This is a genomic window from Trebonia kvetii (genome assembly GCF_007827045.1).
Classification (GTDB): Bacteria; Actinomycetota; Actinomycetes; order Streptosporangiales; family Streptosporangiaceae; genus Trebonia; species Trebonia kvetii.
This window is the reverse complement of record NZ_RPFW01000009.1, coordinates 174,250-192,106: the sequence shown is the minus strand read 5'-3', so window position 1 is coordinate 192,106 and position 17,857 is coordinate 174,250. Positions and strand designations below refer to the sequence as shown.

14 protein-coding genes, 1 pseudogene and 1 riboswitch are annotated in these 17,857 nt (G+C 70.1%); of the genes and pseudogenes, 5 read left to right on the top strand and 10 right to left on the bottom strand.

Going from position 1 to position 17,857, the window contains the following annotated elements; genetic code table 11:
- Positions 1-33 precede the first annotated feature (33 nt).
- On the top strand, positions 34-1,851 hold the full coding sequence (locus tag EAS64_RS37620; protein WP_187366467.1) for an NAD-binding protein: 1,818 nt from the start codon (positions 34-36) through the stop codon (positions 1,849-1,851).
- Between the two features lie 20 nt (positions 1,852-1,871).
- On the opposite strand, the gene EAS64_RS37615 is transcribed toward EAS64_RS37620, so the two are convergent.
- Together EAS64_RS37615 and EAS64_RS37610 are read right to left on the bottom strand one after the other, a co-directional pair.
- Positions 1,872-2,714, bottom strand: coding sequence for an FAD:protein FMN transferase (locus tag EAS64_RS37615; RefSeq protein ID WP_246116070.1), 843 nt, complete (start codon positions 2,712-2,714; stop codon positions 1,872-1,874).
- A 70-nt stretch (positions 2,715-2,784) separates the two neighbouring features.
- Positions 2,785-3,273, bottom strand: coding sequence for a QcrA and Rieske domain-containing protein (locus EAS64_RS37610; RefSeq protein WP_145861099.1), 489 nt, complete (start codon positions 3,271-3,273; stop codon positions 2,785-2,787).
- Between the two features lie 516 nt (positions 3,274-3,789).
- Here EAS64_RS37610 and EAS64_RS37605 point away from each other — a divergent pair.
- Positions 3,790-4,191, top strand: a complete 402-nt coding sequence (locus tag EAS64_RS37605; RefSeq protein WP_187366466.1) for a cupin domain-containing protein — start codon at positions 3,790-3,792, stop codon at positions 4,189-4,191.
- 279 nt (positions 4,192-4,470) lie between these two features.
- Here EAS64_RS37605 and gcvP read toward each other — a convergent pair whose 3' ends face one another.
- From gcvP to EAS64_RS37565, 8 genes and pseudogenes are all read right to left on the bottom strand, one after another.
- Entirely contained in the window at positions 4,471-7,350 is a 2,880-nt protein-coding gene (gcvP, locus tag EAS64_RS37600; protein ID WP_145861411.1) for an aminomethyl-transferring glycine dehydrogenase, read from the bottom strand.
- 112 nt (positions 7,351-7,462) lie between these two features.
- A riboswitch (glycine riboswitch) is annotated at positions 7,463-7,593 on the bottom strand.
- 85 nt (positions 7,594-7,678) lie between these two features.
- Positions 7,679-8,224 (bottom strand): MerR family transcriptional regulator, encoded by a 546-nt coding sequence (locus EAS64_RS37595; RefSeq protein ID WP_281283379.1) that lies wholly within the window; start codon positions 8,222-8,224, stop codon positions 7,679-7,681.
- Between the two features lie 154 nt (positions 8,225-8,378).
- A pseudogene (locus EAS64_RS37590) lies at positions 8,379-8,840 on the bottom strand (bifunctional nuclease family protein); the annotation flags it as partial.
- An 81-nt stretch (positions 8,841-8,921) separates the two neighbouring features.
- Positions 8,922-9,623: a transcriptional regulator FtsR gene (gene ftsR, locus EAS64_RS37585; RefSeq protein ID WP_246116069.1), complete on the bottom strand. Its 702-nt coding sequence runs from the start codon at positions 9,621-9,623 to the stop codon at positions 8,922-8,924.
- A gap of 65 nt (positions 9,624-9,688) precedes the next feature.
- Positions 9,689-10,258, bottom strand: coding sequence for an FHA domain-containing protein (locus EAS64_RS37580; protein ID WP_145861090.1), 570 nt, complete (start codon positions 10,256-10,258; stop codon positions 9,689-9,691).
- Between the two features lie 357 nt (positions 10,259-10,615).
- On the bottom strand, positions 10,616-13,114 hold the full coding sequence (locus EAS64_RS37575; RefSeq protein ID WP_145861088.1) for a mannose-1-phosphate guanyltransferase: 2,499 nt from the start codon (positions 13,112-13,114) through the stop codon (positions 10,616-10,618).
- On the bottom strand, positions 13,111-13,689 hold the full coding sequence (locus EAS64_RS37570; protein ID WP_246116068.1) for a CDP-alcohol phosphatidyltransferase family protein: 579 nt from the start codon (positions 13,687-13,689) through the stop codon (positions 13,111-13,113). Before EAS64_RS37570 ends, EAS64_RS37575 begins: the two co-directional genes overlap by 4 nt.
- Positions 13,690-13,945: 256 nt before the next feature.
- Positions 13,946-14,500: a DinB family protein gene (locus EAS64_RS37565; RefSeq protein ID WP_145861083.1), complete on the bottom strand. Its 555-nt coding sequence runs from the start codon at positions 14,498-14,500 to the stop codon at positions 13,946-13,948.
- Between the two features lie 180 nt (positions 14,501-14,680).
- Between EAS64_RS37565 and EAS64_RS37560 the strand changes: the two genes are divergently transcribed.
- From EAS64_RS37560 to EAS64_RS37550, 3 genes are all read left to right on the top strand, one after another.
- Positions 14,681-15,817: a ligand-binding sensor domain-containing protein gene (locus tag EAS64_RS37560; protein WP_145861082.1), complete on the top strand. Its 1,137-nt coding sequence runs from the start codon at positions 14,681-14,683 to the stop codon at positions 15,815-15,817.
- Between the two features lie 79 nt (positions 15,818-15,896).
- Positions 15,897-17,009, top strand: a complete 1,113-nt coding sequence (locus EAS64_RS37555) for a hypothetical protein (RefSeq protein ID WP_145861080.1) — start codon at positions 15,897-15,899, stop codon at positions 17,007-17,009.
- Positions 17,010-17,168: 159 nt separating this feature from the next.
- Positions 17,169-17,831 carry an NAD(P)-dependent oxidoreductase gene (locus EAS64_RS37550; RefSeq protein ID WP_145861078.1) on the top strand — a complete coding sequence of 221 codons (663 nt, stop codon included), beginning with the start codon at positions 17,169-17,171 and terminating at the stop codon, positions 17,829-17,831.
- The last annotated feature ends 26 nt before the right edge of the window (positions 17,832-17,857 follow it).

Sequence of the window (17,857 nt, the reverse complement as noted above, 5' to 3'; positions counted from 1 at the left end):
CAGCCGGTCATGCGCGCTGGGCATGCTTATCCCGTGGGGGGACACGGCGCCTGGCAGGGGCATGTGATCGTCTGCGGGCTGCCCGGAGTGGGGCTGCGGATCGTGGAGCAGCTCGCGCTGTCCGGCGTGCCCGCGGTGGTGGTCGACGATCATCCGCCGCCGCCGCTCGCCCAGCTGATCGCCCGCTGGCGCGTGCCGCTCGTAGCCGGCCCGACGCGCGCCGAGGAGACGCTGACCTCGGCGGGCCTGGCCGGGGCGATCGCGGTGCTGTGCGTTCAGGACGACGACCTGGCCGCGCTGGAGTCCGCGCTGCTCGTCCGGCGGCTCCGCGCTGACGTGCGGGTGGTCGCCCAGCTCACCAACCCGGCGGTCGGCCGCGCGATCAAGGAGGCCGGCGTCGCGGTCCTCGACGTGGCCGGGCTGTCCGCGCCGTCGGTCGTCGAGGCGTGCCTGCGCGCGGGCGTGCAGGAGATGACCCTGTCCGGTGAGCGGTTCCTCGCCGCACGGACGACCGCACCGCGCGACGCGACGCTGCGCACGCTGTACGGCGCGCTCGCCCCGGTCGCGGTGGTGCCGCCCGTCGGCGACGTGCAGGTCTGCCCCGGCCGGGATACCCGGGTGCGGGCCGGTGACGAGGTGACGCTCATCGGCACCCCGGCCGAGCTTGCCGCCGCCTCCGTCATCGATGATCCGGAACGGGTTCGTGTTTCACGCCGCTCCCCCGGCGTCTTCGGCCTCGCGGGGCAGGCACGCTGGGTCAGGCAGCTGCGCGACCTCGCGCTGTCCCTGGCACGCGCGGCCGACCGCCGGCTGGCGATCGCGCTCGGCGCGCTGCTCACCGTGCTGGTGATCACCACGCTCGTGCTCCGCTTCACCTACCGCTACGCCGGGCCAGGGCACCGCATCACGCTGATCGACGCCATGTACTTCACCGTCGAGACGGTGACGACGGTCGGGTACGGCGACTTCTCGTTCAAGAGCGAGCCGGATTGGCTGATCGTCTACGCGATCCTGCTGATGATGACCGGCGCGCTGTTCGTCGCGGTGTTCTTCGCCCTGGTAACGAACATGCTGGTGAGCAGGCGGATCGAGGAGTCGCTCGGGGTCCGGAAGATCACCGGCCTGCGCGGCCACGTGCTGGTGATCGGCCTCGGCACGGTCGGCCTGCGGGTGGTGCGCCAGCTGCGGGACGCCGGCCGCGACGTGGTCGTCGTGGAGATGAACGAGCACAACAGGCACCTGGGCCAGCTGCGGGTCCTGGGGGTGCCGGTTATTGTCGCCGACGCGACGCTGCCCGAGGTGCTGGCCTCGGCGCAGCTGGCCGTCGCCTCCGCGGTCGCGGTGCTGACCAGCGACGACCTGGCCAACCTGGAGACCGGCCTGGCGGTGCGCGACCAGCTCGGCGACCGCTGGGGCTCGACGCCTGTCGTGCTGCGCATCTTCGACCCCCGTCTCGCGCATTCGGTGCGGGAGACGTTCGGGTTCCACGACGTCCGGTCGACCGCCGCGCTCGCCGCGCCGTGGTTCGTCGGCGCGGCCCTCGGCCTCGACGTGCTGTCCACCTTCTACGCCGGCGACGAGCTGCTGCTCGTCGCCCGGCTGACCGTGACGCCGGGCGGCGGGCTGCACGGCCTGGCGATGCACGAGCTTGCCGCGCGCACCCGGGTGCTGGCGCTGCGCCGCGCCGCCGACCGCTCGGTGCTCGAGCACCCGCCGCGCCGCTCGGACCGCTTCGAGCCGGCCGACGAGGCCTACCTCATCGGCCCCTACGACGAACTGCTCACGGTGCTGCGCCGGGACCGGCCCTCGCCTGGCGTGGCCGACGATCCGGCCGGTTCGACGTCACGCTGACCGGACGGCGATACGCGAGGTCAGGCCGCGACGATGAAGGCGGCGAATCCGGCGGTCTGCCAGGTCTGGCCGGTCTCCGTGATCGCGTAGGCCTCGTAGCCGGGCAGCGACTCCGCCCAGGCGCGTGCCCGGTCCGGGCCCATCGCGAAGGCGGCCGTCGCGCAGGCGTCGGCCAGGGCGAGGCTGGGGCCGGCCACGGTCAGGCTGGCCAGGCCGGCGGCGGGGCGGCCAGCGTGCGGGTTGATGATGTGCGTGCCGCGCTCGGCGGTGCCCGAGGTGGCGACGCCACAGTCCCTTGCCTCGACGACGAGGGCGAGACGACCGGGCCGGTGCGGGTCGGCGATGCCCACCCGCCACGGCGCACCGGCCGTCGCGCCGCCCGCCGGTGTTCCGCCGCCGGCCAGGGCGCCAGCGGCGGACGGGACCGGGCGGCCGCCCACGCACTGCACGTCGCCTCCGCCGTTGACCAGGTGGCTCACTGAGCCCGCCGCGCTCAGGATGTCCGCGGCGCGCTCGACAGCCCAGCCCTTCACGTATCCGGACGGGTCGAACCGGCCGGCCGGCGACGCGGTGAAGTAGCCGCCGGACAGCTCACGGACGAAGGCGCACGCCTCGATGACCTCGGCGACCTCGGGCGCGCAGCCGTCGACGGTCACCTCAGCGTCGGCGAGCAGTGAGACGTCGCTGTCCGGCCGGAACGGCGAGAAGACGCGGTCCACCCAGTGCAGCCACCGGACGGCAGCGTCGAGCGACCCGTCGTGCCGCGCGGTGACCGGCACGTCGAACGAGACCACCGTGCCCATCACCGGCTCGGCGTGCCGCACTCGCGCCACCAGGACCGGGTTCGTCGTCGCGCTACGCACTCCCGCCGGCTCCTCCTGTGACTTAAGGTTTTCCAAGGATTCTATGGTGCTCAATGCGTGCCGCAATGCCTCACTCGAGGAAGATGCTGTCCCCGGTGACCTTTATCTGCTTGGCGGGCAGCGGCTTCGGTGCCGGGCCACCGACGACATCGCCGGTCTTGATGCTGTACTGGCTGCCGTGGCACGGGCAGTCGATGGTCCCGTCGCTGACCTGATTGACGATGCAGCCCATGTGCGTGCACACCGCGCTGAAGGCCTTGAACTCACCGCTGACCGGCTGGGTGACCACGACCTGCTGGCTGGTGAAGATCTTGCCGCTGCCCACTGGGATGTCGCTGGTCGTGGTGAGCGCGTCGGCCGCACCGCCGCCCTCGCTGACACTCGAACCCGCGGCTGGCGTGCTCGCGGACGCCGCCTGGGTCGTCCCCGCGCCGCCAGCCTGCGAGCTGCTAGAACCACCTCCGCAGGCGGTAATCGCGCCGGCGAGTCCCACGAGGCCGACGCCCGCCAGGACGCCTCGGCGAGTGGCCAGCGAATCCGTCTGTGGTTCCTGTGTCACAACTTCTCCTCGTCACCTATGTGGCCGTGGGTGCGGATGGGGCAGCCGGTGCCGACCGCTCTTCTTATTGAAGAACGCGGCGGGGGGCGGCTTGGTTCATGGACGGCCGTAGTACCAGGGTAGAGATTGCGCGGGCGCGCGATGGGAGCGACCCGCGAGGCGGACGAATCAACGGCCGCACCGTCATAACGGAATGTGACCATTGCAAACCGTACCGATCCTGCGGAAGAAAGAAATTTCCCCCATTCACTCGTACGATGAATTTCGAATAAGTAGTATGAGCTTAGTAAATACATCACATGTAACTTTTAGGAAAGGTCTTTCTAACCTTCAGGCTATCTCCATATGTCCTTACAGAGAGTGGCGATATCGTTCCTTAACACCATAATCTTGGCGAAGTAGGTATCACGGATAGGACACGGGTAAATGCTGAGAGTTAGCAAGGTTGATGAGTGGCTGCCCCGGCCGCGCGACGCCGAGCGCCCTCATGCAGGCCCGCGTGCGCACGGCGACTGCGTGATCATCCGACCGGGCGGCCGGCTTCCGGTGGACCCGCCGGCCGGTCCCGCGGAGCCGCCGGGTGCCGGGGCGCGGATGCGGCCGCGTCTCGCCATCCTCCCGCCTGGTACACGCGGCCGACCTCATTTTCACGACGCACAGGCGACGGCTATCCACATCGTCAGCGGCGAGACCGAAGTCTGGCATGGCGACGGGCTCACCCAGCGGTGGGTAGCCCAGGCGGGCGATGTCGTCTGTGTCCCGCTCGGTGCGCCGCACCTGACGGTCAACCGCGGCGACGTCACCGCGATCGCGGTGGTATCGCTGGCCGATCACCCGGACCAGGCCGGCACCGTCGTGATAGAACTGCCTCGGCACCTCGCCGGGCTGCTGGCCCTCCCAGTCGCGGCCGGCTCATGAACCCTTCTCTCCCCCGCGTAAGCCTCCCGCGGGGACGCGGCGAACCGGCACTTCCGCAGCGGCACCTCCTCCGCTGCGGATCACCAGGGGCTTCTCTCCCCCCTCAAGCCGGAGTCGTCGCGAGTGGCCTGGGGTCCCCGCTGGTGTAGCTACGGGGACCCCGGGCCGTCGTGTGGTGGGCGCCCGATGGCAAAAAACGCCATCGTATCGGGCGCCCACCACACGGACATCTCCCGGGGGGCGACCCCCGTACCCCCCGAAGGCCGGTCCGGAGTGGTGCTACTCGAACGCCGCGGGCGGCGGGCAGGCGCAGACCAGGTTCCTGTCGCCGTACGCCTGGTCGATGCGGCGGACCGGGGGCCAGTACTTGCCACGGCCGCCCGCGGGCCCGCGGGCGCCGTGCCCGCCCGGATAGCCGCCGTCCTCCCGGCGGTAGCCGTGCGACCATTCACCGGCGATCAGCATCTCGGCGGTGTGCGGCGCGTTCTTCAGCGGGTTGTCCGCCGCGTCCCACTCCCCCGACGCCACCTTGTCCACCTCGCCCCTGATGGCGATGAGCGCGTCGATGAACGCGTCGATCTCGGCGAGCGACTCGCTCTCCGTCGGTTCGATCATGAACGTGCCCGCCACCGGGAAGGACATGGTCGGCGCGTGGAAGCCGTAGTCGATGAGCCGCTTGGCCACGTCGTCCACGGTGACCCCGCCCGGCAGCCGTCGCAGGTCCACGATGCACTCGTGGGCGACAAGGCCGTCCCGCCCGGCGTAGACGACCGGGTAGAAGGGCGCGAGGCGGCGGGCGATGTAGTTGGCGGACAGGACCGCCACCTGCGTGGCGCGGCGCAGCCCGGCCGCGCCCATCATCGCGATGTACGCCCAGGAGATCGGCAGGATGCCGGCCGAGCCGTACGGCGCACTCGCGACCGGGCCGCCGGCCGGCTCGCCCGCGCCCTGCCCGATCCTGGCCGGCAGGAACGGGGCCAGGTGGGACTTGGCCGCTACCGGCCCGACGCCGGGGCCGCCACCACCGTGCGGGATGCAGAACGTCTTGTGCAGGTTGAGGTGCGACACGTCGCCGCCGAGCAGCGCGAGCGAGGCGACGCCGGCCAGCGCGTTGAGGTTGGCGCCGTCGATGTACACCTGGCCGCCCGCCTCGTGCACCAGGTCGGCGACCGTGGTGATCGTCTCCTCGTACACCCCGGTGGTCGACGGGTAGGTGACCATGATCGCGGCCACCCGGCCCTCGTGCGCGGCCAGCTTCGCGCGCAGGTCATCCAGGTCGACCGCGCCGTCGGGGCCGCACCGGACCACCGCCACCCGCAGGCCGGCGAGGACCGCGGACGCCGCGTTGGTGCCGTGCGCCGACTCGGGGATGAGGCACATGTCGCGGCCGTCGTCGCCGCGGGAGCGGTGATACGACCGGATCGCGAGCAGCCCGGCGAGTTCGCCTGCCGACCCCGCGTTCGGCTGCAGCGAGCACGCGTCGTAACCGGTCACCGCGCACAGCCAGCGCTCGAGGTCGCCGATGAGCCGCGTGTACCCGGCGGCGTCGGCGGCGGGCGCGAACGGGTGCAGTCCGGCCCATTCCGGCCAGGTGACCGATTCCATCTCCGCGGTCGCGTTCAGCTTCATCGTGCAGGAGCCGAGCGGGATCATCGAACGGTCGAGCGCCACGTCGAGGTCGGACAGGCGGCGCAGGTAGCGCAGCATCCCCGTCTCGCTGTGGTACGCAGAGAAGGTGGGATGGGTCAGGAACTTGGATGTCCGCGCGAGGGACGCGGGGATGGCGTCGGAGTCGATGACCGACAGCCGGACATCGGCCGCGTCAAGACCGCTGCCGACCATGGAGGCCCCCACCAGGGCGGCCACGACGTCGCGCAGGTGCTCGACCCTCGTCGTCTCGTCGCACGTCACCTGCACCACCCCGCCGCCCGCGTCGTGCAGGCGGTAGCCGGCCTCCGCGGCGCGCAGCAGGGCGGCGCGCGCCTCCGTCGGCCCTGGCAACTGCACGCCGATCGTGTCGAACGCGGCGTCTGCCGTGGTGAGCAGCCCGTTCTCCTTCAGCGTGGCGGCGAGGGTCAGCGCGTGCCTGTGCACTCGCCGTGCGATCGCCGTCAGGCCGTCCGGGCCGTGGTAGCAGGCGTACATCGACGCCACGACCGCGAGCAGCACCTGGGCGGTGCAGATGTTGCTCGTCGCCTTCTCGCGGCGGATGTGCTGCTCGCGTGCCTGCAGGGCGAGCCGGAACGCGGGGTTGCCGTCGGCGTCAACCGACACGCCCACCAGGCGACCCGGGAGCTGCCGCCGCAGGTCGGCGCGGACGGCCAGGTACGCCGCGTGCGGCCCGCCGTAGAACATCGGCACGCCGAACCGCTGGGTGGAGCCGAGCGCGATGTCCGCGCCCATCTCACCAGGCGGCTTGAGCAGGGTTAGGCCAAGGATGTCGGCGGCGACCGCCACCACGGCGCCCGCGGCGTGCGCGGCCTCGATCACCGGCATCAGGTCGCGGAGCGCGCCGCTGGCGCCTGGGTACTGGAGCAGGACCCCGAAGACGCCATCGAAGGTGTCGTCGGCGGTGACCGGCGCCACGCGCAGGTCGATGCCGAGCGGCTCGGCCCTGGTCCGCAGCACGTCCAGGGTCTGCGGCAGGCAGTCGGCGTCCGCGAGGAAGACCGTCCGGTTCGCCTTGCCCGCGACCCTGCGGGCCATGGTCATCGCCTCGGCGGCCGCCGAGGCCTCGTCCAGCAGCGACGCGTTGGCCACGTCGAGCCCGGTCAGGTCGCTGACCATGGTCTGGAAGTTGAGCAGCGCCTCAAGACGGCCCTGGGAGATCTCCGGCTGGTAGGGCGTGTACGCGGTGTACCAGGCGGGGTTCTCGAGCACGTTCCTGCGGATGACCGCCGGCGTGACGGTGCCGTGGTAGCCGAGCCCGATCATCGAGACCGCCACGGTGTTGCGCGCGGCCAGGTCGCGCAGCTCGGCGAGCGCCTCCTGCTCGGTGAGCGGCGACGGCAGCCCGGCCAGCGAGCCCGGCGGCCGCGCGGACGCGGGCAGTGCCGCGGCCAGCAGGTCATCGAGCGTGTGGTAACCGAGAGTGGCGAGCATCGCCCGCTGGTCTTCCTCCGACGGGCCGATGTGACGTGCCGCGAACGGGCTGGTCATCGGATATCCGGTCGCTGAGCTGCCAAGCCCGGCAATGGCTGAATCGTCGCGCATGGAGTCTCCCCAGTTTGTGTCGACTCCCCAACTGTCGCCGGATGGCTCCAGAGCTGCTTTCCCCGGTCCGGTCCCTGGTGCCTGAGAGGTTCTGGGGATCGTTGCCCCTTCGGCGCATCCACGTACGCCACCGCCTGGGCGATGAATGCCCTGGCTGGAGGCGCGGGGTGTCTCTCCCGGACTGGAAAGTAACGCGTTTTTCAGCTTAGCGCATCCGCGCGGTGTGAGCTGGTCACCCCGCCCGGCCGGCGGGTCAGCCCGTCTTGCGGGCTGGTCAGCCAGTCTTGCGGGCCGCGCGCCGACCGGCGAGCTCGTCGCTGCCGTCGGTGATCAGGCCGTCCTCAGCGCGCACGGCGGGCAGCTCGGCGAGGTCGCCCGCCACCTCCTGCCAGACCCGGCCGAGCGCGATGCCGAACACGCCCTGCCCGCCCTGCAGCAGGTCGACCACTTCGTCGGCCGACGTGCACTCGTACACGCTCACCCCGTCGCTCATCAACGTGACCTGAGCGAGGTCCTCGGTCCCGTGGTCGCGCAGGTGCTGCACGGCGGCGCGGATCTGCTGCAACGAGATTCCGGTGTCGAGCAGCCGCTTGACCACCTTGAGCACGAGGATGTCGCGGAATCCGTACAGCCGCTGCGACCCGGATCCGTGCGCGGCGCGCACACTCGGCTCGACGAGGCCGGTGCGGGCCCAGTAGTCGAGCTGGCGGTAGGTGATGCCGGCCGCGGCGCAGGCCGTGGGGCCGCGATAGCCGATCTCAGGGTTGCCATCGTAGAGCGTGCCCTGCACAGCCCCAGACCCACCCTTTGCTACCGACACGGCCACCTCCTGTGACTACCCCCGGCAATTGGCACGGTAGGCCTGCCGGCCAGCCACGTCAACGATCGCGCTCGGCGCGTCGCGACATTGAGCGCGAAATCCGGGCAGGGCGGGCGGCCGACGGGAGGGTGGGCTGGCCGGCGAATAACGCCGATTTGCCGAAGTCCTCAGGTGAGATCTGGTCGAGGAACTCACGGAACTTCTCGACCTCGTCCTCCTGCTCGTCCGGGATGGGCACGCCCACCTCGTCGAGGATCTCGTCGGTGGCGAAGATCGCCGCTCCGGTGCGCAACGCCAGCGCGATGGAGTCAGACGGCCTGGCGCTCACCTCGGCACCGTTGGAGAACACAAGGTCCGCGTAGAAGATGCCGTCGCGCAGCGCGGTGATGTTCACCGTGCGCAACTGCACATTGAGCACCTCGAGGACGTCCTTGAAGAGGTCGTGCGTCAGCGGCCGCAGTGACACCATGCCCTGCTGGGCGAACGCGATCGCGGTCGCCTCCACCGCCCCGATCCAGATGGGCAGGTACCGGTCACCCTGCGCCTCTTTCAGCAGGACGATCGGGCTGTTGGACGGCATCTCGACACGGACGCCGACAACCTCCATCCGCCGCACTGGAGCTCCGTCCTCCATGGGCCCAGCGCCGCCCGGCGGCGCTAAGCGAACCGAACCACTCTTCTTGCCAAACTACACCCGTTATCGCCCGGAAGCCGAGCGCAGCCCCGGTGCTTCCCGGGACTCTCCGCTCTGTGTACCCGGATGCGGCGGCTGTGATGCAAGTCCGGCTTCGCTTAGTCCGTCCTCAATCAACGTCGCGTGGAGGCTGGCGATATGGCCTGCGATGTCCTGGGCGGCGCGCAGCGCCGGCTCACGGCTACCCTTCTGCCTGGTCAGCGGGGCGACGGCCTGCTCGATCAGCGCGGATTCCCGCTCGACGGCGGCCTTCACCACGCGCAGGTGACGCGGCTGGATGCCGTGCTCGCCGAGTTTGACCGCGGACCTGAGCACGGACAGCGCCTGGGTGCCGTAGGACCGGGCACGGCGGATCAGCCCGTAGTCCTCGAGTTCGGCGAGCAGGTCCTCGGCGGCGCCCGCCGCGGCGAGCAGCTCGCTCCTGGTCATCACGACCGCGGGCACGGCTCCGCCGGCGCCAGTGCCGTCGAGCGCGCCGTCCAGGGCGTCGAGGCGCTCCTTGATCACCCGCAGCGGCAGGTACTCGTCACGCTGCGCGGTCAGGATGAACCGGAGCCGCTCGATGTCGGCGACGGAGAACCGGCGGTAGCCGGACGACGAACGCAGCGGCTGGATCAGCCCCTCGGCCTCGAGGAAGCGGATCTTGGACGGGCTGACGTCGGGAAACTCGGAGCTGAGCGCATCGAGAACCTGACCGATGCTCACGCTTGCTCTATTGGCGCTCCCCCTGCTGGGGGTGCCGCTCACGAGCGCCGACTGGTGCCCGCGGGTCATACGTAGTCCTGCGCTCCCAGTCCGCGGCGCCGGCCGACCTCGGGACTGCGGGTCATGAACAGCAGCCGGAACTTACCGATCTGTACCTCGTCGCCCCCGAACAACTCGGCCTCCTCGATCCGCTCGCGGTTCACGTAGGTGCCGTTCAGGCTACCAACGTCACGGACGGTGAAGCGGTCGCCATGCCGGTAGAACTCGGCATGGCGCCGGGAAACCGTCACGTCGTCGAGGAAGATGTCGCTGTCCGGGTGCCGCCCGGCCGAGGTGAAGTCGCTGTCGAGCAGGAACCTGCTTCCCGCGTTCGGGCCGCGCAGCACGACGAGGAGGGCCGTGCCGGCCGGGAGGGTGTCGGCCGCCGCGTAGTCAGGGGACGACGGCTCCTCGTAGTAATCGGTCTCGCCGGCGACCGGCGAGATGATCGACGTGGTTTCGCCGCCGCGTTCGCTGGGGATAGCACTGAAGCTGCCGGTGCTCGTGGAGCGCGCCAGCTGGGCGCCGCAGTTGGAGCAGTACCTGGCGCCCTCGGGGTTCGGCCGACCGCATCGCGCACAGTACATAGCAGCCATGGCTTCGCCCGGCCTCCCCTCTCGCTGTACAGCGGGCTCGTGCAGCATCGCGTCAGGCGACGCGGTCAACGGTACCCGCGCCGAGGGCTCTGGGTCTACGCGCCACGAAAACAGGCGGCGCAGGGCCCCCTTTGGCGCGCCATCCTGTCCCCGACGTCTCCGCCACACAGCCGCTTCACCTCCGGGTCAACGCGCACGGCGCATTTTTTCGCGATGCGCTGGCCGCCGGCGCAAATCGCGAAATGGTACGTCTGCGTAGTTAACACACAATACCCGAATGTGCGTCCCTGAACCGCCCGCATGCGATCACGCAGGGCGGAGGCAGCCGCGGCAGGCAGCAGTGGCGGCCCGCGCCGGCTACTGGCCTGCGCCCTCGACGATCGTCGCCCACTCGTCGAGCAGCAACTGCGCGGAGTCAGCGTCGGTGCCCTCGGCCCACAGGTGGGTGACGGCCTCGGCGGTGTCCGGCAGCACCAGCACCCAGCCCCGGTCGGTTTCGACGATCCGCACGCCATCGGTGGTGTCGACGGGCCTGGTGCCCGCCGCCTCCATCACGGTGCGCATCACCGAGCCCTTCGCGGCCCACGGAGTGGGGACAGAGCGGCGCATCAGGTGCGCCCGCGGTATGCGGGAGTCGATCTGGCTGAGCGTCAGCCGGGTCCGCGCGACCAGGCCGAGCAGCCGGACGAAGGCCGCGATGCCGTCCACGGTCCTGCCGAACTCGGGCACCACGAACCCGCCGCGCCCGTCGGCCGCGAAGATCACGTCGTCGCCCGCGGCGGCGGTAGTCAGCGCGTCCCGCGAGGTCGGCGTCCAGGTGACCTGCACGCCATGGAACTTGCACACCTGCTCGGCGACCCGCGTCGTGGTGACCGGCAGCGCGACCCGGCCGTGCCGCCGCTCGGCGGCGACCAGGTCGAGCACGACGAGCAGCGCCCGCTCGTCGCTGACCAGCGCGCCCTTCTCATCGACCAGGTGGATGCGCTCGCCCACCGGGTCGAACCTGACGCCGAACGCGGCCCGGGAGGACGAGACCACCTCGGCGAGCCGCTGCATCCCCGCCCGGTCCTGCGCCACGGTCTGCGTGGGCGTGACCTCGTCGAGGTGGATATTGAGCGTGTGCACGTCAACGCCGAGGCTGCCGAGCAGGGTGGGCAGCACCAGCGACACCGTGCCCCCCGCGCAGTCCGCGACCACCTTGAGCGCGGCCGCTGGGACCCCGTCCAGGTTGACGCAGCGCAGCAGCTCATGCGTGTAAAGCTCGACGACGCGTGGCGGGTAGGACAGCTCGGCGATCTCGCCGGGGAACGCCCGCCTGAACTCCTGCCGGGAGAAGACCCGCTCCAGCTTGCGCTGCGCGTTCTGGGACAGCTCCGCGCCGCGCTCGTCCAGAAAGATGATGTCGACCGACTGGGTGTCGCCCGGCGTGGTGCGCAGCGCGACGCCGCCACTGTACTTGCGGCGCGCGGTCTCGAACCTGGCTACGGGCAGCGGCAGCGCCTCCAGGTCCATGACGTTGATCGCCGAGGCGTTTAGCGCGCTCTGCACGGCCCGCTTGAGGGTGCGCGCCGCCCGGGACACGTCACGGGACGTGGTGACCGTCGAGCCCTTGCGCAGCGTGGTCGCATAGGCGGAGGCGAGCCGGACCGCCAGTTCCGGTGTGACCTCCACGTTGATGAGGCCGGATACGCCGCGCTCGCCGAACAGGGTCCGCTGGCCGCGCGACTCCCAGATCACCGAGTTGTTGACCACCGCGCCGGCCTCGATGGTCTTGAACGGGTAGACCTTCACCCCGGCGGAGATGTAGGCCTCAGGCTCGACCACGCACTCGTCGCCGATGACGGCCATCTCCTCGATCCGCGCCCGGCGCATCACGTCGGTGTTCTTGCCGACGACGCAGCCGCGCAATGTGGCGCCCTGGCCGACGAACACCCGGTTGTGCACCACGGCGCGATGGATGAAGGCGCCCTCCTTCACCACCACATTGGCGCCGATCACGCTGTACTCGCGCAGGTGCGCGCCGGCCTCGATCTTGGCGTACTCGCCCACGCAGACCGGCCCGGTAAGCACCGCGTCCGGGTCGACGTCCGCGCCCTCCGCCACCCACACCCCAGGCGAGAGCTCGAACCCGGCGATGTCCACCTCGACCTTGCGGTTGAGCACGTCCGCCTGGGCCTTGAGGTAGGACTCGAGGGTGCCGACGTCCTCCCAGTAGCTGTCGGACACGTAGCCGAAGAGGGGGGCGCCCCGCTGCAGCAGCCTCGGGAACACGTCGTGCGACCAGTCCACCGACTCCTTCGCCGACACCTCGGCGAGCACCTCGGGCTCCATGATGTAGACGCCGGTGTTCACGGTGTCGGAGAAGACCTGGCCCCAGGTCGGCTTCTCGAGGAAGCGCTGGATCCGCCCGTCCTCATCGGCGATGACGATGCCGAATTCAAGCGGGTCGGGCACCCGGGTGAGCCCGACGGTCACCAGGGCGCCGTTGTCCTTGTGGAAGCGCACCATCTCCGACAGGTCCATGTCGGTCAGCGCGTCACCGGAGATGACGAGGAACGTGTCGTCCCGCAGTTCGTCCTCGGCGTTCTTCACCGAGCCCGCGGTGCCGAGCGGCGTCTCCTCGGTGGCGTACTGGAGCGACATGCCGACGTCGTCGCCGTCACCGAAGTAGCTCCTGACAAGCGCCGCGAGGAACTGGACCGTCACCACGGTCTCCGTGAACCCGTGCTTCTTCAGCAGTCGAAGTACGTGCTCCATGATGGGCCTGTTCACCACGGGCAGCAGCGGCTTGGGCTGGTTGGCGGTCATCGGGCGAAGCCTGGTGCCCTCGCCGCCTGCCATCACGACGGCCTTCACGACGGATGCGCTCCTTTCACCAGATCTTTGATTTCGGTGAGGTAGAGCAGCGCCGCCCACCAGTAGAGGGCCACGCCCCACACGGCGAAGGCCCAGCCGATTATCCGCACGACCTCGGCGGTGGTCCCGCCGTGGGCACCGAGGAAAAGCAGTGGAAACGCGTACATGAGGCACAGCGTTGCGGCCTTGCCGACGAAGCTGACCTGCAGCGCGCCGTACTCGGTGCGCCGCCTAAGCACAAGCAGCGCCAGCCCCACGAAGATCTCACGCGCCGCGAGCGCGGTGAACAGCCACCATGGGATGATCCCCCGGACCGCCAGCGCGATGATCGTGACCGCGATGTAGAGGCGGTCAGCCGCCGGATCGAGCAACTGGCCAAGTCTGCTCGTCTGGTTGAGCATCCGTGCCAGCTTCCCGTCCAGCCAGTCGCTAATCCCCGCGAAGCCCAGCAGGGCGGCGGCGATGATGTCGGTCTGGGCGGTACGCGGGCCGGTGACGAGCCACAAGAACACGGGAACGCCAGCCAGCCGCGCGGCGCTGAGCACGTTCGGCCAGGTGACAATCCGGTCTCCCACGCTGCGATCGTAATGGAACCGTGTTCGACCGCACACTTCGGGTGGCACAGTTAGCGGCACTTCGTGCCAAAAATTGGCACAACGGACCAGGTCCGGTTTTCCTCTTTGTGCAATTCATTCACCTCTCCCGCATGCCTCACGCCCAGGCGGCGCCCGCGCGATGCCGCCCGGCGCAAAGTGACCCCCAGTAATGAGGATAGAACTTCCAGTCATCCCGAACGGGTGCGTGCCCCGCCCGGCCAGCTTGAGCCGACGGCTACGGCTGCCAGCGGTACAGGTCGCGCAGCAGGGCGATCTCGGCGCCGTGGTGCAGCGTCTCGCGGTTGATATGCAGCACCAGAGCGGCCATCGGGTACTCCGCGAACGGCCCCTCCGCCGGGCCGCAGGGACGGGCCAGGCCGTCGGCGCTCAGGCCGCGCACACCTGCCAGCCACGCGGCATAGACCTCGTCGAGCCTGGCGAGCGCGTCCGCGGCGGTTCCCGGGCAGTCGTAGCTTTCGTAGGCGACGGCAGGGCCGCCGAAGTGCGACGCCACTCGCATACCGAAGACGCCGGTGAGCAGGTGGCTCAGCCGCCAGGCGATGGTGGTCACCGGTGCGGGGTCCGCCTCGCGGTCGTAATCCATCGCGAAGGGGCCGCCGCCAAGGGACATCGCCGCGGTGGAGGTGCCGCGCGGCCTGATCGACCACATGCCGGGCACCGGCTCCCAGAAGTACTCGTCGTCGGTGAGGCCATCGAACCGCGGCCGAAGCGCCTCGCGCCAGTGCCAGTCCAGCTGCTCGGCGAGTTCGGAGTTCCAGTCGACGCTCATAACGCACACGGTAGGACCACCCACCGACAGTCGCTCCGCGATCTTTGCTGAATGTGCGAGATTGTTGAACTCATCAACCAATGGGCTAACCAATTCCGCAGAATTGCCAGACTTCCCAGTGCGCTTCCCCTGTGTCACGATTGATCCGCTACGGGCTGGCGGAGCAAGGGGAACCTAAATATGTCACGTGTTATCACTGTGCGCGGACGCGGGCGGCGGGCCGCGGCAGCGGCCGTCGGCGCGGGCGTTCTCGCGCTCGCCGGGGTGACCGGGACGGCGGCCATCGCCGGCGCGGCGCCCATCAATGGGGCGCGTCCCGCCGCGGCACCGAAATGGCACATCATTAAATCGGTTAAAACAGATTTCAGCGGCCAATTCACCGCGGTGGTCGCGACGGGCAAGAGCACCGGCTGGGCGTTCGACGGGAACGGGGAATCCGGGGTCAAGGCAACGGCGTGGCGGGAAAACGACACGACCTGGACCAAGGTCGCCTTCCCGAGCGTGACGAACGAGGAGGTCGTCGCGGCGGGCGCGGATTCGCCGAATGACGTGTGGGCATTCACCCAGAACTTCAGCGGGGCGTCGCGCGTGCTGCGCTGGAACGGGTCGCGCTGGTCGCCCGTGAAGAGTTTCTCCGCCCCGATCGGCAATGCCACCGTGCTGTCGAGCCATGCCGTCTGGGTCTACGGCTGGCCGCCCGTGACGGGCACGCCGACGCTCGGCGTCTGGTTCTACAACGGGAAGACCTGGACGCACGTCAGCAAGACGATCGCCGGCGGCAGCGCGCTGTCCAACAAGAACGTCTGGGGCTACACCGCGACGAGCGTCGAGCACTGGAACGGCGCGAAGTGGACCGCGACGTCGGTGAAGAAGCTGCTGCCCGCCACCGATCCGCATGGCCTCAACAACCCGTCGGTCGCGGGCATCGTCGCCCTGTCGGCGAGCAACGTCTACGCGCTCGGCAGCGGTGACACCCAGGACGAGGGCGGCCCGCTCGTGGTGCTGCACTTCAACGGCCGCGGCTGGACGAAGGTGGCCTCCGGGCAGTTCGGCGCGGGCCCGGGCCCGCAGGTCAGCTCCGACGGCGCCGGCGGGCTGTGGCTGCCGATGGACGGACCGGTCGGCGGGACCTCGTTCCTCGTGCACTACGCGGCGGGCAAGCTGACCAAGGCGACCCTGCCGGTCAGCGCGCCGCAGATCACCATCGGCGCGGTCGGCCGGATACCCGGCACGGCCGCTCAACTGGCCGGCGGGTTCACGCACAAGGCCGGCGACCGAGGCACCGGCGTGGTCGCGGTGCTGCTGCGATACGGCTGATGCGGCCAGCACGACTGAGCGGGCCTGGCCGCTCTCGCCAGCGGCCAGGAGGAATCGGCGTACAGAAAGGATCGGGGACATGGCACGAATGAGGAATAGGCGCGGGCGCGCGTGGCTCGTCGCCGCGACCGCGGCCGCGGGCGCCGCGATGGTCGCGCTGGCCGCTCCCGCCGCGTCGGCGGCGCCTGCGTCGCCGACATGGCACGTGGTCAAGTCGGTCAAGACCAACCAGGGCGTGTTCACCGAGGTGGTCGCGACCGGCAAGACGTCGGGCTGGGCGTTCGGCGGCCAGTTCAACACCCTCAGCGCCGACACCGCGTGGCGGCGCAGCGGCGCCACCTGGGCGCAGGACAAGGCGTTCCCCGGCAAGAAGAACGAGACCGTGGTGACCGCGGGCGCGAACTCGCCGTCCGACGTGTGGGCGTTCGCCTCGCAGATCAACGGCGTCTCGCGGGTGCTGCACTATAACGGCAAGGCCTGGTCGGTCGCCAAGACGTTCGGCGCCCAGATCGGCGGCGCGTCGGTCGCGGGCAAGAACGACATCTGGGTGTTCGGCGCGGACTTCTTCGGCATGCCGGCGCTCGGCGCCTGGCACTTTAACGGGCACGCCTGGAAGCTGACAGGCAAGGGCCTGCAGGGCGGCAGCGCGCTGTCGGCGACCAACGCCTGGGCCTTCAGCGGCACCAAGGTGTACCACTACAACGGCAGCAAGTGGGCGGGCACCAACCTCAAGTCGCTGCTCCCGGCGAAGCAGCAACTGAACTTCCCCGCGGTCACCGGGATCGTCGCCCTGTCGCCGACCAACGTGTACGCGATCGGCAACGGCAACCTCCAAGACGAGGGCGGCCCGACGGTGATCCTGCACTTCAACGGGGTCGGCTGGAAGAAGGTCGCGTCGTCGCCCAAGTTCGGCTACGGCAGCATGAGCACCGGCGGCTCGCAGCAGATCAGCACCGACGGCAAGGGCGGCCTTTGGCTTCCCTTCCCGGGCGTCGACGGCCAGAAGTCGTTCATGCTGCACTTCGCGGGCGGCAAGCTGACCCCGGTCGCGCTGCCGGGCAACCCACTGGCAATCTCCGTCGTGTCGATCTCCCGCATCCCTGGCACCGGGGCGCAGCTCGCCAGCGGTTCCACCTTCAAGGCGGCACAGCCAGGCGTCAACCAGGTGGCGGTCATCCTGCAGTTTTCGTAGCTGGCAGATCCTGGCGTTAGCAGAGAGCATCGCGATCTCGCATCCGGCGGATGCGAGATCGCGACGTTTCCCAGAAATATTCTCCGGCGATTTCCGATTGCTGACTATCTGCGGGCCTCGTTGGGACGGCCGCGGCTATCGAGAGAACGGGAGAGGTCTATGACGACGATCGCGATTTTCGGCGGGACCGGGTACGCGGGGTCCGCCATCAGGGACGAGGCGCTTGGCCGCGGGCACCGGGTCATCGCCGTCGCCAGGAAGGCCACGGCCGACGCCACCGCGGCGGACGGGCTCGTGTTCCGGCAGGGCGACGTGCACGACGCGGCGTTCGTCGAGTCGGTCGCGGCCGAGGCGGACGTGATCGTGGTGGCGATCCGCTTCGGCCCAGGCGGCAGCGGCGAGGGCGACGTCCGGCTCGCCGACGCGCTCCCCTCGCTGACCGCCGCCGCCGCGAAGCACGGCGCCCGGCTCGGCGTGGCCGGCGGCGCGGCGTCGCTCCTCGTCGCCGAGGGCGGCCCACGGCTGCTTGACACCCCGGAATTCCCCGCGCAGTTCAAGGGCGAGGCGGGCAGCGCGGCCGACGCCCTCGAGGATCTGCGCGCCGACACGACGGGTGCCGACTGGTTCTTCGTCTCCCCCGCCGCCGCGTTCGGGTCCTACAACCCCGGCCAGCCGACCGGCAATTACCGCACCGGCGGCGACATTCTGCTGACCGATGAGCAGGGCAAGTCGGAGATCTCCGGCGCCGACTACGCCCTGGCCTTCGTCGACGAGATCGACAGCCCCAAGCACCACCGCACCCGCTTCACCGTCGCCTACTAGCCAGCCTCCGTGGCCCGTCTCGCGGC

Coding starts and splice junctions, on each gene's coding strand:
- gcvP (WP_145861411.1), bottom strand. CDS start 7,350: ATGACCAGCCCGTTCGCGGCACGTCACATCGGCCCGTCGGAGGAAGAC.
- EAS64_RS37580 (WP_145861090.1), bottom strand. CDS start 10,258: ATGGCTGCTATGTACTGTGCGCGATGCGGTCGGCCGAACCCCGAGGGC.
- EAS64_RS37565 (WP_145861083.1), bottom strand. CDS start 14,500: ATGAGCGTCGACTGGAACTCCGAACTCGCCGAGCAGCTGGACTGGCAC.
- EAS64_RS37560 (WP_145861082.1), top strand. CDS start 14,681: ATGTCACGTGTTATCACTGTGCGCGGACGCGGGCGGCGGGCCGCGGCA.
- EAS64_RS37555 (WP_145861080.1), top strand. CDS start 15,897: ATGGCACGAATGAGGAATAGGCGCGGGCGCGCGTGGCTCGTCGCCGCG.
- EAS64_RS37550 (WP_145861078.1), top strand. CDS start 17,169: ATGACGACGATCGCGATTTTCGGCGGGACCGGGTACGCGGGGTCCGCC.